34 protein-coding genes are annotated in these 25026 nt (G+C 31.1%); 33 read left to right on the top strand and 1 reads right to left on the bottom strand.

Going from position 1 to position 25026, the window contains the following annotated elements:
* Positions 1-2: 2 nt before the first annotated feature.
* From ACZ5TJ_RS14085 to ACZ5TJ_RS13950, 28 genes are all read left to right on the top strand, one after another.
* On the top strand, positions 3-188 hold the full coding sequence (locus tag ACZ5TJ_RS14085; RefSeq protein ID WP_039312839.1) for a type Z 30S ribosomal protein S14: 186 nt from the start codon (positions 3-5) through the stop codon (positions 186-188).
* 32 nt (positions 189-220) lie between these two features.
* Positions 221-619, top strand: coding sequence for a 30S ribosomal protein S8 (rpsH, locus tag ACZ5TJ_RS14080; RefSeq protein WP_039312841.1), 399 nt, complete (start codon positions 221-223; stop codon positions 617-619).
* Positions 620-687: 68 nt separating this feature from the next.
* On the top strand, positions 688-1227 hold the full coding sequence (gene rplF, locus ACZ5TJ_RS14075; protein ID WP_464200481.1) for a 50S ribosomal protein L6: 540 nt from the start codon (positions 688-690) through the stop codon (positions 1225-1227).
* 21 nt (positions 1228-1248) lie between these two features.
* Positions 1249-1608: a 50S ribosomal protein L18 gene (gene rplR, locus ACZ5TJ_RS14070; protein WP_039312847.1), complete on the top strand. Its 360-nt coding sequence runs from the start codon at positions 1249-1251 to the stop codon at positions 1606-1608.
* A 19-nt stretch (positions 1609-1627) separates the two neighbouring features.
* Positions 1628-2125 (top strand): 30S ribosomal protein S5, encoded by a 498-nt coding sequence (gene rpsE, locus ACZ5TJ_RS14065; RefSeq protein ID WP_039312850.1) that lies wholly within the window; start codon positions 1628-1630, stop codon positions 2123-2125.
* Between the two features lie 12 nt (positions 2126-2137).
* Complete coding sequence (rpmD, locus tag ACZ5TJ_RS14060) at positions 2138-2317, top strand: 50S ribosomal protein L30 (RefSeq protein WP_039312853.1); 180 nt, start codon at positions 2138-2140, stop codon at positions 2315-2317.
* Positions 2318-2335: 18 nt separating this feature from the next.
* Entirely contained in the window at positions 2336-2776 is a 441-nt protein-coding gene (rplO, locus tag ACZ5TJ_RS14055) for a 50S ribosomal protein L15 (RefSeq protein WP_039312856.1), read from the top strand.
* 2 nt (positions 2777-2778) lie between these two features.
* Positions 2779-4044, top strand: a complete 1266-nt coding sequence (secY, locus tag ACZ5TJ_RS14050; protein ID WP_464200478.1) for a preprotein translocase subunit SecY — start codon at positions 2779-2781, stop codon at positions 4042-4044.
* 24 nt (positions 4045-4068) lie between these two features.
* The gene (locus tag ACZ5TJ_RS14045; RefSeq protein ID WP_464200477.1) at positions 4069-4719 is read left to right on the top strand and encodes an adenylate kinase; all 651 of its coding nucleotides are present in this window, start codon (positions 4069-4071) and stop codon (positions 4717-4719) included.
* Positions 4719-5468, top strand: a complete 750-nt coding sequence (gene map / locus ACZ5TJ_RS14040) for a type I methionyl aminopeptidase (protein ID WP_464200476.1) — start codon at positions 4719-4721, stop codon at positions 5466-5468. Before ACZ5TJ_RS14045 ends, map begins: the two co-directional genes overlap by 1 nt.
* Positions 5469-5550: 82 nt before the next feature.
* Positions 5551-5832, top strand: a complete 282-nt coding sequence (locus tag ACZ5TJ_RS14035; protein WP_464200475.1) for a KOW domain-containing RNA-binding protein — start codon at positions 5551-5553, stop codon at positions 5830-5832.
* 7 nt (positions 5833-5839) lie between these two features.
* On the top strand, positions 5840-6058 hold the full coding sequence (gene infA / locus ACZ5TJ_RS14030; protein WP_039312869.1) for a translation initiation factor IF-1: 219 nt from the start codon (positions 5840-5842) through the stop codon (positions 6056-6058).
* A gap of 39 nt (positions 6059-6097) precedes the next feature.
* On the top strand, positions 6098-6211 hold the full coding sequence (gene rpmJ, locus ACZ5TJ_RS14025; protein WP_039312872.1) for a 50S ribosomal protein L36: 114 nt from the start codon (positions 6098-6100) through the stop codon (positions 6209-6211).
* A gap of 240 nt (positions 6212-6451) precedes the next feature.
* The gene (gene rpsM, locus ACZ5TJ_RS14020) at positions 6452-6817 is read left to right on the top strand and encodes a 30S ribosomal protein S13 (RefSeq protein ID WP_039312874.1); all 366 of its coding nucleotides are present in this window, start codon (positions 6452-6454) and stop codon (positions 6815-6817) included.
* A gap of 15 nt (positions 6818-6832) precedes the next feature.
* Positions 6833-7222, top strand: coding sequence for a 30S ribosomal protein S11 (gene rpsK, locus ACZ5TJ_RS14015; RefSeq protein WP_039312877.1), 390 nt, complete (start codon positions 6833-6835; stop codon positions 7220-7222).
* A 25-nt stretch (positions 7223-7247) separates the two neighbouring features.
* Entirely contained in the window at positions 7248-7868 is a 621-nt protein-coding gene (rpsD, locus tag ACZ5TJ_RS14010) for a 30S ribosomal protein S4 (RefSeq protein ID WP_039312880.1), read from the top strand.
* 79 nt (positions 7869-7947) lie between these two features.
* Positions 7948-8895 (top strand): DNA-directed RNA polymerase subunit alpha, encoded by a 948-nt coding sequence (locus ACZ5TJ_RS14005; protein ID WP_464200474.1) that lies wholly within the window; start codon positions 7948-7950, stop codon positions 8893-8895.
* Between the two features lie 12 nt (positions 8896-8907).
* Positions 8908-9249 carry a 50S ribosomal protein L17 gene (gene rplQ, locus ACZ5TJ_RS14000; protein WP_039312885.1) on the top strand — a complete coding sequence of 114 codons (342 nt, stop codon included), beginning with the start codon at positions 8908-8910 and terminating at the stop codon, positions 9247-9249.
* 236 nt (positions 9250-9485) lie between these two features.
* The gene (locus tag ACZ5TJ_RS13995) at positions 9486-10331 is read left to right on the top strand and encodes an energy-coupling factor transporter ATPase (RefSeq protein WP_464200473.1); all 846 of its coding nucleotides are present in this window, start codon (positions 9486-9488) and stop codon (positions 10329-10331) included.
* The gene (locus ACZ5TJ_RS13990) at positions 10316-11191 is read left to right on the top strand and encodes an energy-coupling factor transporter ATPase (protein WP_039312891.1); all 876 of its coding nucleotides are present in this window, start codon (positions 10316-10318) and stop codon (positions 11189-11191) included. Before ACZ5TJ_RS13995 ends, ACZ5TJ_RS13990 begins: the two co-directional genes overlap by 16 nt.
* The gene (locus tag ACZ5TJ_RS13985) at positions 11192-11992 is read left to right on the top strand and encodes an energy-coupling factor transporter transmembrane component T family protein (protein WP_055208347.1); all 801 of its coding nucleotides are present in this window, start codon (positions 11192-11194) and stop codon (positions 11990-11992) included. It begins immediately after the preceding gene.
* Positions 11993-12010: 18 nt separating this feature from the next.
* Complete coding sequence (gene truA, locus ACZ5TJ_RS13980) at positions 12011-12745, top strand: tRNA pseudouridine(38-40) synthase TruA (protein WP_464200471.1); 735 nt, start codon at positions 12011-12013, stop codon at positions 12743-12745.
* Positions 12746-12907: 162 nt separating this feature from the next.
* Positions 12908-13342: a 50S ribosomal protein L13 gene (gene rplM / locus ACZ5TJ_RS13975; protein ID WP_055208351.1), complete on the top strand. Its 435-nt coding sequence runs from the start codon at positions 12908-12910 to the stop codon at positions 13340-13342.
* A gap of 28 nt (positions 13343-13370) precedes the next feature.
* Positions 13371-13763: a 30S ribosomal protein S9 gene (rpsI, locus tag ACZ5TJ_RS13970; RefSeq protein WP_039312905.1), complete on the top strand. Its 393-nt coding sequence runs from the start codon at positions 13371-13373 to the stop codon at positions 13761-13763.
* A 392-nt stretch (positions 13764-14155) separates the two neighbouring features.
* Positions 14156-15760: a Na/Pi cotransporter family protein gene (locus ACZ5TJ_RS13965; RefSeq protein WP_464202343.1), complete on the top strand. Its 1605-nt coding sequence runs from the start codon at positions 14156-14158 to the stop codon at positions 15758-15760.
* 139 nt (positions 15761-15899) lie between these two features.
* Positions 15900-16574, top strand: a complete 675-nt coding sequence (locus ACZ5TJ_RS13960; RefSeq protein WP_464200470.1) for an N-acetylmuramoyl-L-alanine amidase — start codon at positions 15900-15902, stop codon at positions 16572-16574.
* Positions 16575-16730: 156 nt separating this feature from the next.
* Positions 16731-17576, top strand: coding sequence for a fumarate hydratase (locus ACZ5TJ_RS13955; protein WP_464200469.1), 846 nt, complete (start codon positions 16731-16733; stop codon positions 17574-17576).
* 13 nt (positions 17577-17589) lie between these two features.
* Positions 17590-18144 (top strand): Fe-S-containing hydro-lyase, encoded by a 555-nt coding sequence (locus ACZ5TJ_RS13950; protein WP_464200467.1) that lies wholly within the window; start codon positions 17590-17592, stop codon positions 18142-18144.
* 34 nt (positions 18145-18178) lie between these two features.
* On the opposite strand, the gene ACZ5TJ_RS13945 is transcribed toward ACZ5TJ_RS13950, so the two are convergent.
* Positions 18179-19036: a YitT family protein gene (locus ACZ5TJ_RS13945; RefSeq protein ID WP_464200465.1), complete on the bottom strand. Its 858-nt coding sequence runs from the start codon at positions 19034-19036 to the stop codon at positions 18179-18181.
* A gap of 260 nt (positions 19037-19296) precedes the next feature.
* Between ACZ5TJ_RS13945 and ACZ5TJ_RS13940 the strand changes: the two genes are divergently transcribed.
* The 5 genes from ACZ5TJ_RS13940 (at position 19297) to ACZ5TJ_RS13920 (ending at position 25021) form a co-directional block, all read left to right on the top strand.
* A complete protein-coding gene (locus ACZ5TJ_RS13940; RefSeq protein WP_155499166.1) occupies positions 19297-19458 on the top strand; it encodes a hypothetical protein in 162 nt (53 codons plus the stop codon).
* A gap of 84 nt (positions 19459-19542) precedes the next feature.
* Positions 19543-20226 (top strand): response regulator transcription factor, encoded by a 684-nt coding sequence (locus ACZ5TJ_RS13935; RefSeq protein WP_039312918.1) that lies wholly within the window; start codon positions 19543-19545, stop codon positions 20224-20226.
* Positions 20204-22066: a sensor histidine kinase gene (locus ACZ5TJ_RS13930; RefSeq protein ID WP_464200464.1), complete on the top strand. Its 1863-nt coding sequence runs from the start codon at positions 20204-20206 to the stop codon at positions 22064-22066. Before ACZ5TJ_RS13935 ends, ACZ5TJ_RS13930 begins: the two co-directional genes overlap by 23 nt.
* 73 nt (positions 22067-22139) lie before the next feature.
* Positions 22140-22496 (top strand): arsenate reductase family protein, encoded by a 357-nt coding sequence (locus ACZ5TJ_RS13925; protein WP_054199717.1) that lies wholly within the window; start codon positions 22140-22142, stop codon positions 22494-22496.
* Positions 22497-22798: 302 nt separating this feature from the next.
* Positions 22799-25021, top strand: a complete 2223-nt coding sequence (locus ACZ5TJ_RS13920; protein ID WP_464202341.1) for a ribonucleoside-diphosphate reductase subunit alpha — start codon at positions 22799-22801, stop codon at positions 25019-25021.
* The last annotated feature ends 5 nt before the right edge of the window (positions 25022-25026 follow it).

Here is a 25026-nt window from a genome sequence, read left to right as displayed (position 1 = left end):
ACATGGCACGTAAAGCGATGATAGAAAAGTGGAGTAAAACTCCTAAGTATAAGACTAGAGCTTATACTAGATGTAGAATATGTGGAAGACCACATTCTGTATTAAAGAAATTCGGTATATGCCGTATCTGTTTCAGAGAACTTGCGTATAAAGGCCAAATCCCTGGTTGTAAAAAAGCAAGCTGGTAATACCGGAGATATAGCGAAAGGAGGCACATTAAATGGTTATGACAGATCCTATAGCAGATTTGCTAACACGTATAAGAAATGCAAATGCTGTTAAACATGAAGTAGTAGAGGTACCTTCTTCTAACGTAAAGAAGGCCGTTGCAAATATATTATTACAAGAAGGATACATCAAGGAAATTGATGAATACAATGATGGAGTAGTTCCAATGTTAAGAATAGCTCTTAAATATGGAGCTGATAATGAAAGAGTAATCACTGGATTAAAGAGAATATCAAAGCCAGGATTAAGAGTATACTGCAAGAAAGACGAAACTCCAAGAGTTCTTAATGGTTTAGGAATAGCTATTATTTCAACTTCAAAGGGAATAATGGTTGATAGAGAAGCTAGAAAGAACGGCGTTGGTGGAGAAGTTCTTTGCTACGTTTGGTAGTCAGTATTAAAAAGTAAATAACTAAAACATTCGAATATATGTATGTATAAAATACAGGAGGTGCAATTATGTCAAGAGTAGGTAGATTACCAATAGCTATACCTGCTGGCGTAACTGTTACAGTAACACCAGAAAATGTTGTTACTGTAAAAGGACCTAAGGGTGAGCTAGTAGAAGCTATGCATAAAGACATGAATATCGCGGTTGAAAACAACGAAGTAGTTGTAACTAGACCAAGTGACGTTAAAGAGCATAGAGCTCTTCACGGATTAACAAGAGCACTTATAAACAACATGGTTGTTGGAGTTGAAAAAGGATTCCAAAAGACATTAATATTAAACGGTGTTGGTTATAGAGCTCAAAAGCAAGGAAATAAACTTGTAATGAATCTTGGATATTCACATCCAGTTGAAATAGAAGCAATAGAAGGTGTTGAATTTGAAATACCTGAAGCTACTAAAGTAGTTGTTAAAGGAATCAACAAGCAAAAAGTTGGAGAAGCAGCTGCTAAGATCAGATCATGGAGAAAACCAGAACCATATAAGGGTAAAGGTATAAGATACGAAGACGAAGTGATCAGACGTAAAGAAGGTAAAACTGGTAAGTAATAAAAGAAAGGAGTGAGCTTTATGTTTAAGAAGGCAGACAGAAAAGCAAGCAGAAAGAGACGTCACCTTAGAGTACGTAAGAAAGTTTTCGGTACTCCTGAAAGACCAAGACTTTCAATATACAGAAGTGAAAAGAATATCTATGCACAAATCATTGATGATATAAATGCTGTAACTTTAGTTGCTGCTTCAAGCTTAGAAAAAGATTTCTCAGCTAAAGGTGGGAACAAAGAAGGCGCTAAATTAGTAGGCGGATTAGTTGCTAAGAAGGCTATTGATAAGGGAATAACAGAAGTTGTTTTCGATAGAGGTGGATTCATATACCACGGAAGAATTAAATCATTAGCTGAAGGTGCTAGAGAAGCAGGCTTAAAATTCTAAGAAACGAGGAGGGAAATAAATGAGAATCGATCCTAGTACACTAGACCTTAAAGAAAAGGTTGTTAACATAAACAGAGTTACTAAGGTTGTTAAAGGTGGTAGAAACTTCAGATTCGCAGCTCTAGTTGTTGTCGGAGACGAAAACGGACACGTTGGAGTAGGAATGGGAAAATCTATCGAAATACCTGAAGCAATAAAAAAAGGAATTGAAGATGCTAAGAAGAATTTAGTAGAAATTTCAACAGTTAGCACTACAATACCACACGAAATCCATGGTAAATTCGGAACAAGTGATGTTCTAATAATGCCAGCTAAAGAAGGTACAGGAGTTATCGCTGGAGGTCCAGCTAGAATAGTACTTGAATTAGCAGGAATCAAGGACGTTAGAGCTAAATCATTAGGTTCAAACAATCCAAACAACATGGTAAAAGCTACAATCAACGGATTAGCTAACTTAAGAACAGCTGAACAAATAGCTAAATTAAGAGGAAAATCTGTTGAGGAAATATTAGGTTAGGAGGGAAATTGCATGGCTAAGTTAAGAATTACACTAGTAAAGAGCTTAATTGGTAGAAAGAAAGACCATATCGCTACTGCAAATGCCCTTGGACTTAAGAAGATCGGTAAGACAGTAGAACATGAGGGAACTCCTCAAATAAACGGTATGGTAAACAAGATTGATTACTTACTAAAAGTAGAAGAAATATAAGAGGAGGTGCACTGAGTTATGAAACTTCATGAATTAAAGCCAGCAGCTGGAAGCAGAAAAGCTCCTAAGAGAGTTGGTAGAGGAACTGGTTCAGGTTTAGGAAGAAACGCTGGTAAAGGTGAAAAAGGACAAAACGCTAGATCAGGTGGTGGAGTTAGACCAGGATTCGAAGGTGGTCAAATGCCATTATACAGAAGACTTCCTAAGAGAGGATTCACTAATATCTTCGCTAAAAAGATCGTTAGCATAAATGTAGATAGATTAAACATTTTTGAAAATGGAACAGAAGTTACTCCAGAATTACTTTTAGAAAGAAGAGTTATTTCAAAAGTTATGGACGGAGTTAAGATTCTTGGAAACGGAAACTTAGAAAAGAACTTAACTGTAACAGGATGTAAGTTCTCAAAATCTGCAATAGAGAAAATCGAAGCAGCTGGAGGAAAAGTTGAGGTGAAATAAGAATGCTATCAACCCTACGTAATGCCTGGAAGGTTCCAGAATTGAGAAAGAGATTTTACTGGACAATATTTTTAGTTGCAATCTTTAGGATGGGAAGTCATATTCCTGTTCCTGGGATTAGCACTGATTTTCTTAGACAGTATACTCAATCTGGAAATTTAATGGGTTTCTATGATTTAATATCAGGTGGAGCCTTAAGTAGATTTAGTATTTTTGCTCTTGGTGTAATGCCGTACATTAATGCATCAATTATTATACAGCTATTAACAATAGCAATACCGTCTTTAGAGCAACTTTCAAAAGAAGGTGAAGAAGGTAGGAAGAAGATACAAAATGCCACTAGGTATGTATCAATTGTAATTGCTGTAATTCTTGCATTTGGTATGTATGCGACAATAGCTCAAACGGGAGCAACTGGAAGTATGAAGACTGCACAAATGATGGTTGTCATACTGGCATTAGTTGTTGGATCCACATTCTGTATGTGGTTAGGAGATCAGATCACTGTTAAAGGTTTCGGAAACGGTGTATCAATCTTAATCTTTGTAAATATAGTTTCAAGATTACCAATGACAATTGCTTCAGTTATGTCATTAGATATAAATGTTGTTGAGATTGCTTTATTCCTAGTATTTGCATTAGCAGTACTTGCAGGAGTAATTTATTTCTCACTTGCTGAAAGAAGAATTCCTGTTCAATATGCAGGAAAAGCAGTTGGTAATAAGATGATGAAAGGTCAATCCACTCATATCCCATTAAGCATAGTAGGATCTGCTGTTATAGCGATAATATTCTCTATGTCAGTAATGCAATTCTTACCAACAATAGCTGGTTTCTTCCCAGACAAGGAGTGGGCAGTTTGGGTTACTAGTAGCCCAGCGAGTATTTTTAATAGCAAGACTTGGATGTATCCAGTTGTTTATGCGCTATTAACAATATTCTTCAATTGGTTCTATACACAAGTAACATTCAAGCCAGATGAAATGTCAGAGAATCTGCATAAATCTGCTGGATTTATACCAGGTATAAGACCAGGTGAGCCAACTACACAATACTTTGAAAGTATTCTTAATAGAATATCTTTCATAGGAGGAATATTTGCAGCACTATTAGCTGTTACACCAATAATAGTAACAAACTATACTTCATTCAAGGAAATACAATTTGGGGGAACAGCACTTCTTATTGTAGTGAGTGTTGCTCTAGATTTCACAAGAAAGCTAGAATCACAAATGATAATGAGACACTACAAAGGATTTCTTAAATAAGATTAGATAATGGAGATGATGCCCGTGAAGATTATTTTACTAGGTCCTCCTGGAGCAGGAAAAGGAACACAGGCAAAATCAATTAGTAATAGATATTCAATTCCACACATTTCTACAGGAGATATTTTCAGAAAGAATATTTCAGAAAATACTCCATTAGGAATTGAAGCAAAAAGATATATGGATAACGGACAATTAGTTCCAGACCAAGTTACCATAGATATGGTTAAAGATAGACTTGCGCAAGACGATTGTAAAAATGGATATCTTTTAGATGGATTCCCAAGAACAGTTGCTCAAGCGGAAGCATTACAAGAATTTTTAGAAGGTAGAAATGAAAGCTTAGATACAGCTTTATGTATAGAAGTTCCAAGTTCATTTATACTTGAAAGAATGACTGGTAGAAGAGTTTGTCCTTCATGCGGAGCAAGTTATCATGTTAAATTTAACCCACCAGCGGTTGATGGTAAATGTGATCTTTGTGGAAGCGATGTTGTTCAAAGAAAAGACGACACTGAAGAAACAGTTAAAGAAAGACTTGACGTTTATGAAAAACAAACACAACCACTAATTGATTTTTATAGAAATAAAAATTTACTTTCAACAGTTGATGGTACTAAAGCTATTAACGAAGTATTTGAAAGTATCTGCGATATCTTAGGAAGCAAAAAATAATGATTTTTATAAAAAATGATTTAGAGCTTGATCTAATGAGAAAAGCAGGAAAAATAGTAGCTGAAACATTACTACTATTAGAACATGAAATAAAACCAGGTATTAGTACAAAAGAATTAGATAGAGTTGCAGAGCAGTTTATAACTGAGCAAGGAGCTAAACCTTCCTTTAAAGGATTATATGGTTTTCCAGCTACACTTTGTATATCTGTTAATAATGAAGTTGTACATGGAATACCAGGTGGATACATCTTAAAAGATGGTGATATTGTCAGTATTGACTGTGGAGCATGTTTAGATGGATTTCATGGGGATGCAGCTAGAACTTTTCCAGTAGGAAATGTAAGTGAAGATGCATCAAAACTTATAAAAGTTACTGAACAATCTTTCTTTGAGGGAATAAAATTCGCTCAAATTGGGAATAGATTAACAGATATATCACATGCCATACAAGATCATATAGAAGTAAATGGATTTTCCGTTGTTAGAGATTTTGTAGGACACGGGATAGGCAGAGATCTACATGAGGATCCTGAAGTACCTAACTTCGGTAGACCAGGTAGAGGTCCAGTACTTACTAAAGGCATGGTTCTAGCTATAGAACCAATGGTTAACGCAGGAACTTTTAAAGTAAGAACATTGAGAAATGATTGGACAGTTGTAACAAGTGATGGAAGCCTATCAGCACATTACGAAAATACAGTTGCAATTTTACCAGATGGTCCCGAGGTATTAACACTGATTAAATAGAAAGTGTTGCTTAGTTTTAAATTTGCGTAGTATAGTAATACTTGGCTTATTTATTACTAAGGTAATCATCGAGGTGAAAAATTTGCAAAACAATGACTTGATTGGGAAAGTTGTTCTTTCTTTAGCTGGTAGAGATAAAGGAAATTTATATGTGATTACACAAGTAGTCGATGATCAGTATGTATTGCTTACAAATGGTGATACTAAAAAGGTTAAGACACCTAAGAAAAAGAAAATTAAACATTTGACTTTCTTAGAAGATATAGATGCCGATATCAAATCAGCCATAATCAGCGACAGAAAAGATACAGACTTAAAAATTAAGAGATTTTTAAAATTAAGATACATTGTTAAGGAGGGTTGATTACCTTATGTCAAAAGATGATGTTATAGAAATGCAAGGTGTAGTTTTAGAATCTTTACCAAATGCTAACTTCCAAGTTGAACTTGAAAGTGGGCATACAATTCTAGCACATATATCAGGAAAATTAAGAATGAACTTCATCAGAATTCTACCAGGAGATAAAGTTACAGTTGAACTTTCTCCATATGATTTAACAAGAGGTAGAATTACTTGGAGAGCAAAATAGGATAGAGAAATCTATCAAATATTACAAGGAGGGTTAGCGATGAAAGTAAGACCATCAGTTAAGCCTATTTGCGAAAAGTGCAAAGTAATAAGAAGAAAAGGAAGAGTAATGGTAATCTGTGAAAATCCAAAGCACAAGCAAAAACAAGGCTAATATAAATAAATATTAGACAAAAAATACAAATTAGGTATTTAAATTTTATTGACTTTTTTGTCAAAGTCGCCTATCATTATATAGGCATTTAATTAATTTAATAATTAGATTTTAGGAGCGGCTGATGATAGAGAATTTAAATTCTCTATTGACCTAAAATTTTATTATATATATAATATTATTTTTAAAATAAAAATAATAACTTTTAGGCATTTCAATTACCAGGAGGTGTAAATTTTAATGGCAAGAATAGCAGGTATTGACCTACCAAGAGAAAAAAGAATTGAAATAGGTTTAACTTATATATACGGAATAGGATTACCTACTTCACATGAGATATTAAAAGCTACAGGAATTAATCCTGATACAAGAGTTAAGGATCTTACTGAAGAAGAAGTAAATTCATTAAGAACTTACATTAAGGACCTTACAATCGAAGGTGACTTAAGAAGAGAAGTAGCTTTAAATATTAAGAGATTAGTAGAAATCGGATGCTACAGAGGAATTAGACATAGAAAAGGTCTTCCATTAAGAGGACAAAAAACTAAGACTAATGCGAGAACAAGAAAAGGTCCTAAAAAGACTATCGCAAACAAGAAGAAGTAGTTAGGAGGGAAGGCAATGGCAAAGGTTAAAAAGACTAGAAGAAAAAAAGATAGAAAAAATGTTGAACATGGTGCTGCACACATCAAATCAACTTTCAATAACTCAATAGTTACTTTAACAGACGCACAAGGAAATGCGTTATCATGGTCAAGTGCTGGAGCTCTAGGTTTCAGAGGATCAAGAAAGAGCACACCATTTGCAGCTCAAATGGCAGCAGAAACTGCAGCTAAAGCAGCAATGGAACATGGTTTAAAGAGCATTGAAGTATATGTAAAGGGACCAGGATCAGGTAGAGAAGCAGCAATCAGATCTCTACAAGCAGCTGGATTAGAAGTAACTCTAATCAAAGATGTTACTCCAATCCCACACAATGGATGTAGACCACCAAAAAGAAGAAGAGTCTAGTAGATTCATATAGGAGGTGTAATTAATGGCAAGATATACTGGAGCTACATGTAGATTATGTAGAAGAGAAGGTATGAAATTATTCCTTAAAGGGGATAGATGTTATACAGATAAATGTGCTTTCGCAAGAAGAAGTTACGCACCAGGACAACACGGAGCAGCAAGAAAGAAATTATCAAACTATGGTGTACAACTTAGAGAAAAGCAAAAAGCTAGAAGAATATACGGAGTGTTAGAAGGTCAATTCAGATCATACTATGAAAAGGCTGAACACATGAAGGGTATCACTGGTGAAAACTTATTAATGTTATTAGAATTAAGATTAGATAACGTTGCATATAGATTAGGATACGGTGCTTCAAGAAACGAAGCAAGACAATTAGTTAACCACGGACATTTCTTAGTAAATGGTAAGAGAGTTGACATTCCTTCATATCAAGTATCAGTTAACGATGTAATAACTGTTGCTGAGAAGAGCAGAGGAAGCGAAAAGTTCAAGACTTTCGTTGAAAATCCAAAGACTTTACCAAAATGGTTAGAAGCTAACGTTGAAAACTACGAAGGCAAAGTAGTTGCTATGCCAGCTAGAGAAGACATTGACGTACCAGTTAATGAAACTCTTATCGTTGAGTTATATAGCAAATAATTGTAATATTTGTTAGTACAAATATAGAATCAGTTGCCCTCAAAATAAGGTTGCCATTTTAATAATAAGGAGGGTTCGTATGTTAGAAATCGAAAAGCCAATAATTGAATGTGTAGAGGCAAATGAAGACGGTACTTATGGTAAGTACGTTGTAGAGCCATTAGAAAGAGGATACGGTATAACTTTAGGAAATGCCCTAAGAAGAATACTATTATCATCATTACCAGGAGTTGCAACTACTTCAGTTAAAATTGATGGTGTACTTCATAAGTTTTCTACAATCCAAGGAGTTAAAGAAGATGTTACAGAAATAATTCTTAACATTAAAGCTTTAGCTTTAAAAATGAATGGTGAAGGTCCTAAAACTATATATATAGATGCAAAAGGACCTGGTGTTGTTACAGCAGCAGATATAAAGACTGATGGAGATGTTGAAGTTGTAAATAAGGATTTACATATTGCAACTTTAGACAATGACGGAAGACTTTATATGGAGTTAACTGTTAATAGAGGTAGAGGATACGTTACTCAAAACAAGAATAAGAGTGAAGATCTACCAATATCAGCAATCGCTGTTGATTCAATATATACACCAGTTAAGAGAGTTAACTTTAAAGTAGAAAATACTAGAGTTGGTCAAATTACTGACTACGATAAGTTAACACTTGAAATTTGGACTAATGGTACTATTAAAATTGATGAAGCTATAAGTCTTTCATCAAAGATCTTAATAGAACATTTCAAACTATTTATGTCATTAACAGATGAAACTAATGATGTTGAAATAATGATTGAAAAAGAAGAAGATAAAAAGGAAAAAGTACTAGAAATGACTGTAGAAGAGCTAGACTTATCAGTTAGATCATATAACTGTTTAAAGAGAGCTGGAATAAATACAGTTCAAGAGCTTGCTAACAGATCAATGGATGATATGATGAAAGTAAGAAATCTAGGAAAGAAATCCTTAGAAGAAGTTGAAAAGAAGCTTAAAGAATTAGGCTTAAGCTTAAAATTAAGCGACGAGTAAGGAGGTAAATCCATGGCAGGTTATCGTAAGTTAGGTCTTCCTACTGACCAAAGAAGAGCTATGCTAAGAAATTTAGTAACTAGTTTCTTAAAGCATGGTAAAATCGAAACAACTGAAACTAGAGCAAAAGAAACTAGAAGTATAGCTGAAAAAATGATTACTCTTGCAAAAAGAGGTGATCTTCACGCTAGAAGACAAGTTTTATCATTTGTTCAAGAAGAAGCAGTAGTTAAACACTTATTTGAAAATATAGCTCCACAATACACTGAAAGAAACGGTGGATATACAAGAATGTATAAAAAAGGTCCTAGAAGAGGAGACGGAGCTGAAATGGTTATACTTGAATTAGTATAATTATTCATAGGGATTAAGAGCAATCTTAATCCCTATTTTGTTATATTCAAATAATTTCTATAGAACTGTAATAATGCAAATTTAATATTAGAGTTGAAAGTTGTAATTTATGGTATATAATAATAATGATAAAGTGTATATACAGTAACATGCTACATTTGTATAGAAATTATTATTTTGGGTATCAATATACAATAAATAATGGTAGTAAATAAGTATAAATTATGGAGGACCAAATGAGTCAAGAAATGATTAAATGTGAGAATCTAGTTTTTAAGTACACATTACATGAAGATGGTATTGAGAAATATGCTATAAATGGTGTTGATTTAACTGTTAATAAAGGTGAATTTCTAGTTGTATTAGGTCATAATGGATCAGGAAAGTCAACTTTAGCAAAGCATATGAATGCATTACTTATACCAAGTGACGGTTATGTGTATGTTGATGGATTAAATACTAAAGATAAAGATAATGTTTGGGATGTAAGATCAAAAGCCGGCATGGTATTTCAAAATCCAGATAATCAAATGGTTGCAACTATAGTAGAAGAAGATGTTGCTTTTGGACCAGAAAACTTAGGTGTTGATCCTAAGGAAATTAGAAAACGTGTTGACGAAAGTTTAGAAAAAGTAGGCATGAGCGAGTATAAAAGACATGCTCCACACCTTTTATCAGGTGGTCAAAAGCAAAGAGTTGCTATAGCTGGTATACTTGCAATGCAACCTGAATGCATAATTTTTGATGAACCTACAGCAATGCTAGATCCATCAGGTAGAAAAGAAGTACTAAGAAATATTAAAGAAATAAATAAAGAATATGGAATTACTATAGTTCTTATTACTCATTATATGGATGAAGCTGCACAAGCAGATAGAATTGTTGTAATGGATGAAGGAAAGTTAATTCTTGAAGGTAATCCTAAAGATGTATTTTCTCAAGTTGAGCTTATGAAAAAGATAGGACTTGATGTACCACAAGTAACAGAACTTAGTTATGAGCTTAGAAAAGAAGGTATAGATTTAGATAGTAAAATAATAAATGTAGATGAGATGGTGGATGCGTTATGTCAATTAAAATAGAAAATTTAACACATGTATATATGGCTAATGGACCTTTTGAAAAGAAAGCATTAGATAATGTTAACTTAGACATAAAGGATGGAGAATTTATTGCTTTAATAGGACACACAGGATCAGGTAAATCAACTCTTATACAACACATGAATGGACTTTTAGAAGCTACTTCAGGAAAAATAATAGTCGATGGGGAAGATATAACTCAAAAAGGAGTTAAACTTTCAGACGTTAGAAAGAAAGTAGGACTTGTATTCCAGTATCCAGAATATCAACTTTTTGAAGAAACTATTGCTAAAGATATAGCATATGGACCTACTAATCTAGGATTAGATGAAGAAGAGATTGATAAGCGTGTTAGAAAGTCAATGGAGATGGTTGGTTTAGATTATGAAGTGTATAAGGATAAATCTCCTTTTGATTTAAGTGGAGGTCAAAAAAGAAGAGTGGCTATAGCTGGAGTTATTGCTATGGAACCAAAAACACTTATATTAGATGAACCAACAGCCGGATTAGATCCAAAGGGTAGGGATGATATATTAGAACAAATTCAATTACTTCATTCAAAGTATAATATGACAATTATATTAGTAAGTCATAGCATGGAGGATGTTGCAAAAATTGCTCAGAGAGTAATTGTTATGAATAAGGGTAAAGTTGCCCTAGAAGGAACACCAGCAGAGGTATTTAAACATGTAAAAGAATTAGAAGAAATAGGTCTTGGGGTGCCTCAAGTTACTTATCTTATGATGAAGCTTAGAGAAAGAGGATATAAGGTAAGTGATGAAGTTTATACAATAGAGCAATGCAAAAAAGAATTAATGAAGCTATTTGGAAAAAAGGAAGAGCATGGGGAGGATAAATAGGTGATAAAAGATATAACTATTGGACAATATATACCAGGAAACACATTTACTCACAAGCTAGATCCTAGAACAAAGATTTTAATATCTTTATTATTTATTGTTTCTTTGTTTTTAATAGATAAGTTTGCTGGATATATTTTAGTTGTTGCGTTTCTTGCAGCAGTTATTATTAATTCTAAAGTACCACCAAGATTTATTTTAAAAGGATTAAAGCCTATTATAATTTTGGTAGTATTTACTTCAATTTTAAATATTTTTATGATAAAAGGAACACCAAGCACATTATTATTCCATTTTGGATTTTTGAAGATATATGTTGAAGGTATTAGGACTGCAATATTTATGGCATTAAGACTAATATTCTTAGTTGCAGGTACATCATTACTTACATTAACAACATCACCTATAGAACTTACAGACGGTATAGAAAGACTTTTAAGACCTATAGGTAAGGAATTAGCACATGAACTTGCAATGATGATGACAATAGCTTTAAGATTCATTCCAACATTAATGGATGAAACAGATAAGATTATGAAAGCTCAAAAAGCTAGAGGAGCAGATTTTGAATCAGGTGGAATTATTCAAAAGGCAAAAAGCTTAGTACCACTTTTAGTACCATTATTTATTAGTTCATTTAGAAGAGCAGATGAACTTGCTATGGCTATGGAAGCTAGATGCTATAGAGGTGGAGCTGGAAGAACTAGAATGAAGCAATTAGTCTTTACTAAGAATGATATTATTGCATGGTGTATATTTGGTATATTATTTGTAGCAAGTATAATTATTAGAGTTCTTTAGGAGTTGGACACAGTTAATATGAAAAATATAAAATTAACTATTGAATATGATGGAACAAACTATAATGGTTGGCAAAAGCAAAAGCAAGGAAAAACAATTCAAGAAAGCATAGAAAAAGCTATAGGAAAGATTGTTAAAGAAGAAGTATCTATAACAGGAAGCTCTAGAACAGATTCAGGGGTTCATGCAAAGGGAATGATAGCAAACTTCATTACAGAAAGCAGAGTACCTCCTGAAAGGTTTAGAGAGGCTATAAATACTAAACTTCCAGACGATATTGCTATTATTAAATCTGAAGAAGTGCCATTAGAGTTTCATTCAAGATATAATAGCAAAGGAAAAACATATTGCTATACATTAATTAATAGAAGAGAAAAAGTGGCTCTTTTAAAAAATTATGTTTATCATGTTGTAGAATCATTAGATATAAAGCTTATGGAAGAGACATGTAAATATTTTATTGGGAAACATGATTTTAGTGCTTTTAAAACTAATGGGAGCTCAGTTAAAACTACAGTTAGAACAATAAGTGATTTACATATAGAGAAAGATAAAGAATTTATAAAAATTTTTGTTACAGCTGATGGTTTTTTGTATAATATGGTAAGAATAATAGTAGGGACATTAGTAGAGGTTGGACTAGGTAAGAAGAAGCCTGAGGAGGTTCTAAGTGCTATAAATACTGGGAATAGGGAAGAATCAGGTCATTGTGCACCACCTAATGGATTAGTATTAGAAAAAGTTTATTATTAATATAAAAAAATATGTAAAATTTGTTGACACGCCCGTAAGCGTGTATTATAATGATATATGTTTGTTAGAATATTTATGTACGGAAGATCCTTTAGCCCAGGATCTTGACATAAAAGCAATATAAAGAGTATTGCGTACTGAAAGTTCAAGGAGGGAAAAGACATGAAATCATACATTGCGAAAGCACAAGAAGTTGAAAGAAAATGGTATGTTGTTGATGCTGCTGGTAAGCCACTAGGAAGAGTAGCTAGCCAAGTTGCTTCAATATTAAGAGGAAAAAATAAGCCAACATTTACACCAAATGTTGACTGCGGAGATTTCGTTATCGTAATCAATGCTGAAAAAGTTGTTTTAACTGGTAAGAAGTTAGATCAAAAAATGATGAGAAAGCACAGCTTATACGTAGGTGGATTAAAAGAAATCCCATACAGAGAAGTGTTAGAAAAGAAACCTGAATTTGCTTTTGAAGAAGCAGTTAGAAGAATGCTTCCAAGCGGAGTTTTAGGAAGAAAAATGTTAAAGAAATTAAACGTAGTTAGAGGTTCAGAGCACAACCACGAAGCTCAAAAACCAGAAGTACTTGAATTAAAGTACTAATAACCGAAACTCGGGAGGAGGATTTAAAATGGCAAAAGTTCAATACATGGGAACTGGTAGAAGAAAGAAATCAGTTGCAAGAGTAAGACTAGTACCAGGAAATGGTAAAGTAGTTATAAATAAAAGAGAAATCGAAAACTTCTTTGGTTTAGAAACTTTAAGAGTTATCGTAAACCAACCTTTAGTTTTAACAGGAACTAAGGATAAGTTCGACGTATTAGTTAATGTTCACGGTGGAGGATTCACAGGTCAAGCTGGAGCAATCAGACACGGTATCTCAAGAGCATTAGTTAAATCAGACGAAGCTTTAAAGCCAGAATTAAAGAAAGCTGGATTCTTAACTAGAGACCCAAGAATGGTTGAAAGAAAGAAATACGGTCTTAAGAAAGCAAGAAGAGCTCCACAATTCTCAAAGAGATAGTATTTGGAGTACGGATAAAGGGAAGAGTTATTACTCTTCTCTTTTTTTTTATTACAGAATAGAAGAAGTGTATCAATTAAAGTGTTACGCTTCTTTTTATTTAAAAATTTATTATATAAAGAATAAAAAAATAGTTTTTTTGTATGCTATATAAAAAAATACATAACTAATATTACTGGAAAATGATGAAATTAGTCGAAATAAATAGCATTTACAATAGATGTTTTCCATAAAAAGGTATGTTATATTAAATTTAGGTTAAATAAATGAAAATAATATTAACAAATGTAAAGAAATAATGTACACTTACCTTACAAAGATGAATTTTTGGATTTAATTAATTTATACAAATATAAGATGATATGGAGGAAACAACTTTGAATTCTATAATGATGACGATTATAAGTTTAATGGGTGGTCTAGGACTTTTCCTTTATGGAATGAAATTAATGGGAGATGGACTTGAAAATGCAGCTGGAGAAGGATTAAAAAAGGTCCTTGAAAAAGTAACATCAAATCCAATAATAGCAGTTATAGTTGGTGCTATAGTTACAGCTGTAATACAAAGTAGTAGTGCTACTACTGTAATGGTTGTTGGTTTTGTTAATGCAGGACTTATGAATTTAGCTCAAGCAGCAGGAGTAATAATGGGTGCTAACATAGGTACTACAATTACAGCTCAATTAGTTGCTTTTAAGTTTGATGGAATAGCGCCTATATGTGTTTTTGTAGGAACTGTAATAGTTATGCTTGCTAAAGCAAAGAAGAGAAGAGAAATAGGAAACATAATATTAGGTTTTGGTATATTATTTACTGGAATGAGCATGATGAGTGGTGCAATGAAACCTCTTGCAGAAACAGCAATGTTTAGAGAATTAGTTGTAGCGATTAGTGACAATATTGCAATAGGAGTTATAGCAGGAGCTGCAATTACAGCAATTCTTCAAAGTTCATCAGCAACAACTGCAATATTAATAGTTCTTGCAACAACAGGAGCAATAAATATTCAAGGTGCATTACCTATATTATTTGGATGTAATATTGGGACATGTATTACAGCAATTCTTTCAACTGTTGGAACAAATAAAACAGCTCATAAGGCAGCTCTTTTACACCTTATATTTAATGTAGGAGGTACGATTATATTCTTACCACTTATAAATGTATTAGGAGAATTAGTAACTGTTATGAGTCCTGGAGATGTTGAAAGACAAATTGCAAATTCACATACTGTGTTTAACATAGCAAATACAGCAGTTATGTTACCACTTAGAAAGTATCTAATATTAATAGTTAATAAAATAATACCTGGTGAAGATGAAATTGAAAAAGTTGGACCTAAGTATATAGATGATAGATTACTTGAAACTCCAGTAATAGCGGCTGGACAAGTTATAAAAGAGACTATTAGAATGGCTAATAAAGCTAAGAACAATCTTGAATTATCAATGAAAGCATTTGATGAAAGTAATGAAGAGTTAGTTAAAGATGTATATAGTAATGAACAAATAATAAATGTTTTAGAAGAATCAATAACTAATTACTTAGTTAAACTATCAAAGTGTGATTTATCAGATAAAGAAAAAGGAATAGTTGCATCAACATTCCACATAGTTAATGATATAGAAAGAATAGGAGATCATGCTGAAAATATTGCAGATCTTGCAGTTCAAAGAGCAAATAGGGAACTAAAATATAGTAAAGATGCAATAGAAGATTTACATCAAATATATAACTACACACTTACAGCTCTTCAAGTTGCAATCGATAGTTATGAAAATAGAGATGTAGCAAAAGCAAGTAGCATAAATAGTGTTGAAGAAAGAATAAACACTTCACAAAAAGAATATAGAGAAAAACATATTAAGAGATTATATGATGGAAAATGTAATGCATATGCTGGAGCAATATTCTTAGATATGGTTTCAAACTTTGAAAGAATAGGTGACCACTCTAAAAATATAGCACAAAGCGTTATAGAAAATAATTCAATATAATAATAGTTAAAGAGAATTACTAAAGAGTAATTCTCTTTTTTTATTAGCTTCCTTATATTTTCTAGTACATATTTACAAGAATAAATAGAGTGCATAATCACATAATAGTTTTAGTACTTATTTTAGGAGGATAGCATATATGAAAATATTAAAGACTATATTATTAGCAAGTGTATTCTTATTTTTAGGAAATTATGTAGCTTATGCAGCTGAAAATAATAGAGAGTATAAAGTATTAATAGATCCAGGTCATGGTGGATATGATGGAGGAGCAAAATCAAAAAACGGAACAGTAGAAAAAGATATAAATTTAGGAATAAGCTTAAAGCTAAGAGATGTTTTAAAAGAAAAAGGTTATAAGGTTTATATGACTAGAGATGAAGATATTGCGTTATCTAATAAGAAAGTAGAAGATCTTACTAAGAGATGTGAAATGAAAAAAGAAAATGAATGTGATGTATTTATTTCTATCCATCAAAATATGTTCCAAAAACAATCTTGCAAAGGAACTCAAGTATGGTATGCAAGTAATGAAAAAAGTAAGGCACTTGCAGAGAGCATACAATCCTCTGTAGTAGAAGAAGTTCAGCCAAGCAATAAAAGGGTAGCAAAAGATGCTAAGAAGGCTTATAAGATACTTAGAGATGGATACGATGGTGGTTGTGTAATTGTAGAGTGTGGATTCTTATCTAATTATGATGATGAAAAGAAGTTACAAGATGAAGAATATCAAAAATTAATTGTTACAGCAATCGGCAATGGAATAGATAAATATTTTGAAGGAAAGACAGAAAAAGAACCAATATTAAAGTAATTTGTTATATTTCCTAGGAAATTGAAAGAGTTGTTTTATAAAACAACTCTTTTTGTATTAATAAATAGAAAAAGAGTGTTTCTTGAAATAAAAGTAATATATTGAAAATTTTATGGATAAGAAATAAACTATAAGGGAAGGGAGAGGATTTACTTTATGAGAGAGGTTAGTGTTAATACTATTAGGGATATAGTAAAAGAGTTATGTATAGAGGCTAATTATTACATTAGTGATGATATTAAAGAAGAGCTTATAAATTCTAATAATAAAGAAAAATTTGAAATAGCTAAAGAAGTATTATCGAAGATAATTGAAAATGATGATATAGCTAAAAAGGAAGATATGCCTATTTGTCAGGATACTGGTATGGCATGTATTTTCTTAGATGTTGGACAAGATGTGCATTTTGTTGATGGGAATTTAGAAGAGGCTATAAATGAGGGTGTTAGAAGAGGCTATAAAGATGGGTATTTAAGAAAATCAGTAGTTAAAGATCCGGTTTTAAATAGGGTTAATACAAATGATAATACGCCAGCTATAATTTATTACAATATAGTTGATGGGGATAAAGTTAAAATTACAGTTTCACCAAAAGGGTTTGGTTCTGAAAATATGAGTAAAATAGCAATGCTTAAGCCATCTGATGGAATAGAAGGTGTTAAGAAATTTATATTAAAGACAGTTGAAGAAGCAGGACCTAATCCATGCCCGCCAATGGTTGTTGGAGTAGGTATTGGAGGTACCTTTGATAAAGTAGCTTTATTAGCTAAAAAGGCTCTTTTAAGACCTATTAATGAGAGAAATAAAAATGAGGATTATGCAAAGCTTGAAGAAGAACTTCTAAAAGATATCAACAGTTTAGGAATTGGTCCACAGGGATTTGGTGGTTTAACAACAGCTTTGGGGATAAATATTGAAACTTATCCAACTCATATTGCAGGAATGCCTGTTGCTGTTAATATAAGTTGTCATGTTACAAGACATAAAGAGAGAGTTATATAAGGGGGAAGAAGCTATGGTAAAAAGAGTTATAACACCTTTAAATGATTTAGAAATTAGTGAATTAAAATGTGGAGATTCTATTCTTTTAACAGGGACAATATATACAGCTAGAGATGCAGCCCATAAAAGACTTATAGAACTTATAGAAAATGGAGAAGAACTTCCGTTTGATTTAGAAGGAGAGACTATATATTATGTTGGACCAACTCCACCAAAGCCTGGTATGGTTATTGGATCTGCTGGACCAACAACAAGTTATAGAATGGATGCTTACGCTCCAAAACTTTTAGATTTAGGACTTAAAGGGATGATAGGAAAAGGTCTTAGAAATGAAGAGGTTATAGAAAGTATTAAGAAAAATAAAGCTATTTATTTTGGAGCAATTGGTGGTGCAGCTGCACTTATTGGAAAAAGCATTGTTAAATCAGAAGTTATTGCTTATGAGGACTTAGGATCTGAAGCTATCAGAAAATTAGAAGTTAAAGATTTACCTTTAGTTGTTATAATAGATAGCTTAGGGAATAATCTTTATGAAATAGGAAAAGAAAATTACTTAAAAACTGTATAAGAAAAAGCTATCTAATATAGATAGCTTTTTTATATTATATACTTTTAAAGCCTTTACCTTTAACTTCAGATGTATCCATTATAGTAATAAATGCTTTAGGGTCAATGTCGTAAACTTTATTCTTTAAAACAAGCATTTCGCTAGTAGTAACGATGCAATAAAGCATTTTCTTTTTCATATGAGTGTATTCACCTTCAATAGGTATTGAAGTAACACCTCTATTCATATCTTCAATTACAAAATCAATAATGTTTTGACTTTCTTTTGTTATTATAAGCATTAGCTTTTTACTATTAAGACCTCTTAAAACTCTGTCTAAAACAGCACCTTGAATAAAGATTGATAATAAAGTATAAAGTGCTCTTGGAATACCAAATATTATGGCACCAACAATAACTATTATGCAGTTTATTATAAATCCAAGTTTACCGATTTCAAAGTTTGAATACTTTTGTCTAATTAGCATTGTAATAATATCAGTTCCACCAGTTGAACCATTTCTTAAAAATACTATACCGTATCCAATTCCACAAAGGACACCACCATATATGCAGTATAACAACATATCATCAACTTTAACAAATGATGCAAGAGGCTTGGTTATAATAAGTGCTATTGAAAGTGATAACATTCCAATTGCAGAATATAAAGTGAATGATTTACTAAGTTTTTTATAACTTAAGAAAAATAGTGGTAAGTTGATTATAAATACAACAATACCAGCAGGTACAGCTAAAATGTATTGAAATATAAGTGCTATACCAGTAGCTCCACCACTTAGTAATTTAGCATGAGTTAAAAATAGATTAACTCCAAGTGAAGCAATAATGCATCCTAAAAATATTAGAATTACATCTAGAATGAAGGTTTTACTTTTGAGTAGATTATTCATATTGTTCTCCTATAGAAAATTATAAATTTATGTAATAACCAGTCCATTATATATAAAATACTAAATAAAGTTAACAGCTAAATACTAGAAATATAAGGAGAAAATGAGTAATAAAAGGGATGAGATTTAATTAAGCCATTAATATAATTAATATCTTTAAAAAGGTTTAAATAGCTATAATAGACAAAAAGGATTTATAGACATTATTTTAATATTGAAGGATAATATAGAGGAAATTAAATTTTTAAGAGGTATTATGTATGTTTAAAATTAATTTACCAGGTAGTTTAAGGGTGAAAAAAATAATATTATATATATTAATTATTATTAGTATTGGGGTATTAATAAAGAATTATATGGATAATAAAAAGGAAGAGATAAATTATAATAATAACACGGAAATACATATGGAAAATAAATAGCAGTTTTAAGAATTTCGTAACAAAGGTAAGTGTTATTTTGATAAAATTTACGATAAGATATTTATAGGAAGGAGTGTCTAACATATGTTTAACGTTTTAGTTGTAGATGACGAAAAAGAAATAAGAGATGCCATAAACATTTATCTAAGAGGAGAAAATCTAAAAGTTTTTAATGCTAGTAATGGTCTTGAAGCGTTAGAAATATTAGAAGAAAAGAATATTCATTTAATAGTTTTAGATATAATGATGCCAAAGATGGATGGAATAAAGACATGTTTAAAGATAAGGGAGACAAATAATATTCCAATAATAATGCTATCCGCTAAAGGAGAAGATTCAGATAAAATATTAGGACTAAATGTTGGTGCAGATGATTATATAACAAAACCATTTAACCATTTAGAACTTGTTGCAAGAGTAAAATCACAACTTAGAAGATATGAAAATCCATTATCTATGGAAAACAAAGATTTTATAAAGGTGAAAGATTTAGAAATAGATACAGTGGCAAAGAGAGTTACTGTAAGAGATGAAGAGATTAAAGTTACAGCAACAGAATATAAAATATTAGTACTTCTAGCATCAAACCTTGGAAGAGTATTTTCAATAAAGGAAATATACGAAAAAGTTTGGGAAGAACCTTTTTATAAGAGTGAGAATACAGTTACTGTTCATATAAGAAGAATAAGAGAAAAGATAGAAATTAATACTAAGGAGCCTGAATATATAAAGGTGGTATGGGGAATTGGATATAAGATTGAAAAGTAAGTTAAGAACATACTTTAACAATTTATGGTTACTTGAAATAATCATAGTAATTGTTGTTTCAATAATATGTGCAGATGTTTCTATTAACTACTTTAAAAGCACTAGTTCACAGGATGGAACAGGTGTTATACAGGCTGTTTTTAATAGACAATCATTTTATAAAAACTCACTTAAAAATGAAGGAAAAATATTAAGTACAGATATTTATGACCGGACTAATAGTTTAAATAAGCTTTTATATGCTACAGATAGAGAGAAAGACGGAATTAGAAATAACATATATGATAATAGCTTTTATTCAAAAAAGATAAATGATCAAAATAGAAAATTACCAGAAAATATTTATTTTATTATAAGAAATAAATTTACTGATGAAATATTTACAAATGATCCTTTTTTCCAAGGTGTTAAGAAAATACAAGGAGAAAATTTATATAAAGTAATAGAAGAAAAGTTTAAAGGTGAACATATAATAACTTATAGTTGCAATAACGTAAATATTTATAATAAATTAGTGGAGGATGGGGATATAGAATATTCAAATAAAGTCTTAAAAGACTTTGAAGAAATATATTATACACCTCAAAGTACGTATCAACCCGAAGTTACAAGAGCAATAGAAGAACTAACTATGTTTTGTATACTTTTAGTAATTGGACTATTCTTATTATTTAAAATAATATACGTATTCTTTAGTAAAAAAGGAAAGGTAGTTATTAGAGGTAATATAATAAAAGATATAATATATATATTTAAGCATGCTTTTAAATATAGAGGTCCAAGAAGGACTATGGTAATATCAATAATTGCAGGAACTATATTTTATATAGTTTACTTATATTTATTAGCAATAGGTGGAACTCAAAATAATATAGTAGCTAATTTCTTTAGACAATATCCATTTAAGGGAAGTTTCCTTATAATCATTCTTCCTATGATAGGGATAATGTATTCTATAAAGAGAAATATAGAAATTGGAATGGTAAAAGATGATCTTAAAATAATAAATGATGGAAATTTTGAACATACAATAAAAGAAATTGGTGGAGTTGAGATTAGAGAACTTATTCAAAATATAAATAAAATGAAAGAAGGATATAATATTGCTGTAGATGAAGCACTTCAAAATGAAAAATTAAAAACAGAACTTATATCTAATGTATCTCATGATTTAAAAACTCCATTAACATCAATAATAAATTATGTAAATATACTTCAAGATGATAGAATTTCAGAAGAGGAAAGAAAAGATTATCTAAAGATACTAGAAAGAAAGTCTAATAAATTAAAATCACTTATTGAAGATTTATTTGAAGTATCAAAGATAAACTCAGGAAAACTTCAATTAAATAAAGAGAGTATAGATGTTGTATCACTTATATATCAAGTTATTGGAGAATTCTCATCCCTTTATGAAGATAAAGGAATAGAATTCAAAGTTGATTGTGATGAAGATGAAATCATTATGGAGTTAGACGGAATAATGATTTCTAGAGTTATAGAAAATATAGTAATTAATGCTCTTAAGTATTCATTAGAAAACACTAGAGTTTATGCTAACATTATAAAAGAAGAAGACGGAGTATTAATATCATTTAAAAATGTTGCAAACTATGAAATGGAATTTAATGAAGCTGAAATGTTTGAAAGATTTGCAAGAGGGGATAAGTCTAGAACATCAGCTGTTGAAGGCTCAGGGCTTGGTCTTGCAATTACTAAGAGTATTGTTGAACTTCATGAAGGTACAACAAGAATTAAAAGAGAAGGAGATTTATTTAAAATTTATGTATTCCTTCCTTTTAAAACATCAGATTCAGTTGAAGAAAAAGAAAGTGTTTAAAAATAATTTGGGTATGATATAATTAATAATAAATATTAGACGATAATCTTTTTAATAAAAGGAGAGAATATATATGAGTTACTTATTTGTAGAATATCCAAAATGCACAACTTGTAAAAGAGCAAAGAAATGGTTAGAACAAAATGGTGTTGATTTTATTGATAGAGATATAAAACTTGATAATCCAACTAAAGAAGAATTAAAACTTTGGTTAGATAAGAGTGGACTAGAAATAAAAAAATTCTTCAACACTAGCGGTGTTCTTTATAGAGAACAAGGAATGAAAGATAAAATAAAAACTTTATCAGAAGATGAACTTTTAGATATACTTGCATCTGATGGAATGATGGTTAAAAGACCATTAATAATAGGAGAAGATAAAGTTTTAGTTGGTTTTAAGGAACCAGAATGGGAAAGTAATTTAAAATAGTATAAAGAATTAGACCTCCATATAAGTAAGGGTTTACTTATATGGGGGTCTTTTATTAAAAAAACTATGGATATTTAATATTGAATAGTTTGATTTGTCAAAGGATAAACATTATTAAAAAGTAGAGATATTTAAAGCTTATTAAATAAAAAAGAGGATAATAATACTATAGTAAGCTTTAGATAATTTTACATAGCAAAATTTAAAAACTATAATAAATAAGTCAATATATTGTGTTGTTTTGGGAAAAACACAATATAAATATACTATATATTGCTTTGGAGGGAACTTGGGTGAAAGAAATACAATCGCTTTTAGAATTAGCATTATCAGCAATAGATGATGAATTCGGAACATATGACATAGAAGTATTAAAAGAAAAATTAGATTTAATTATAAGACCTGGAATGAAATATGAAGAGATTAGAGAATCATTAATACAAGTATCATTAGAGCTTACAACGGACATGGAACCAGATTGGCAAAAGGGAGCGGCAAAGCTATATGTTCATAAGCTATATGATAAAGTAAGAAAAAATAGAGGATTATCTAATGATGTAGATTTATACAAAAATCTTTATGGTTTTGTAAAAGATCTTGTAGATAAGAATTTGTACGGAAAATATATTTTAGAAAATTACTCAAAGGAAGATATAGAAGAGCTTGAAAAAGAGATAAAGCCAGAGAGAGACTTCTTATTCACATATAGCGGAATAAAACTATTAGGTGAAAGATATTTAGTAGAAAATTTTAATAGAGAAGTATTAGAATTACCACAACAAATGTTTATGGGAATAGCAATGCATCTTGCAATACCTGAGAAAAAAGAAAAAAGATTATATTATGCAAAGAGATTTTATGATGTTTTAAGTTCACTTAAAGCAACAATGGCTACTCCAACAATGTCAAATGCAAGAAAGCCATTTTATCAATTAAGTTCTTGTTTTATTGATACAGTAAATGATAGTTTAAAAGGAATTTATAAATCACTTGATAATTTCTCAGAAGTATCTAAGTTTGGTGGCGGAATGGGAATATACATAGGTAAAATTAGAGCGCTTGGATCACCAATTAGAGGATTTAAAGGTGCATCAGGTGGAGTAATACCTTGGGTTAAATTATTTAACGATACTGCAATAGCTGTAGACCAGCTTGGGGTTAGAAATGGTTCTGTTGCTATATGGCTTGATGCTTGGCATAAGGATATACCAGAGTTCTTACAAGTTAGAACTAATAATGGAGATGATAGAAAGAAGGCACATGATGTATTCCCAGGACTTTGTTATCCAGATCTTTTCTGGAAGATGGCAGAAGAAGATATTGATGGTAACTGGTATATGATGTGTCCACATGAAATAAAACAGGTTAAAGGTTATTCACTAGAAGATTATTATGGAGAAGAATGGGAAAAAAGATACTTTGATTGTGTAAATGACGATAGAATTGATAAACGTGTAATGAAAGTCAAAGATATAGTACGTCTTATAATAAAGAGTGCAGCTGAAACTGGAACTCCATTTGCATTTTATAGAGATACAGCAAATAAGATGAATCCTAACAAGCATAAAGGAATGATATATTCATCAAACCTTTGTACTGAAATAATGCAAAATATGAGTGCTATGGATATTCAAAATACAGAAATAATAGATGAAAACGGAGATAAAATAATTGTTGAAAAAACAAAAGCTGGCGATTTTGTTGTATGTAACCTTTCATCTGTGGTACTAGGAAATGTTGATGTTACAAATGAGAAAGAAATAGAATATGTTGTAGAAACTCAAATAAGAGCTATGGATAATGTTATTGATTTAAATTACTATTCAGTTCCATATGCAGAAGTTACTAATAAAAAGTATAGAGGTGTAGGTCTTGGAACATCAGGATATCATCATATGCTTGCAAATAATAGAATACATTTTACAGCAGACGAACATGCTGATTTTGTAGATAAAGTTTATGAAAATATAAATTACTATGCTATTAAAGCAAGTATGGAAATTGCTAAAGAAAAAGGAAGATATCCTGAATTTGAAGGTTCAGACTGGGATAATGGAGATTACTTTAAGCTTAGAGAATATAGTTCAGATAGATGGAACAAATTAAGAGAAGAAGTTAGAACATATGGTATGAGAAATGGATACTTATTAGCTGTTGCTCCAAATGGTTCAACTGCAACTTTAGCTGGAACATCAGAAGGAGTAGATCCAGTTATGTCAAGATTCTGGCTTGAAGAGAAAAAGGGAAGTATTGTTCCAAAAACTGCTCCAGGCCTTTCAGAAGAAACATATTGGTACTATAATTCAGCATATAATATAGATCAAAGTTGGTGTGTGAAGATGAATGGTGTTAGACAAAGACACATTGACCAAGGTCAATCATTTAACTTCTATATAACAACAAATTATACAATGAGAAGTATAATGAATCTTTATATAGAAGCATGTAAATCTGGAGTTAAATCAGTTTATTATGTAAGAAGTAAATCTCTAACTGTTGGAGATTGCGAAAGTTGTTCAGCTTAATAAAT

The sequence above is a fragment of the Clostridium budayi genome (assembly GCF_055396605.1).
This window is presented reverse-complemented; position numbering and strand designations above follow the sequence as displayed.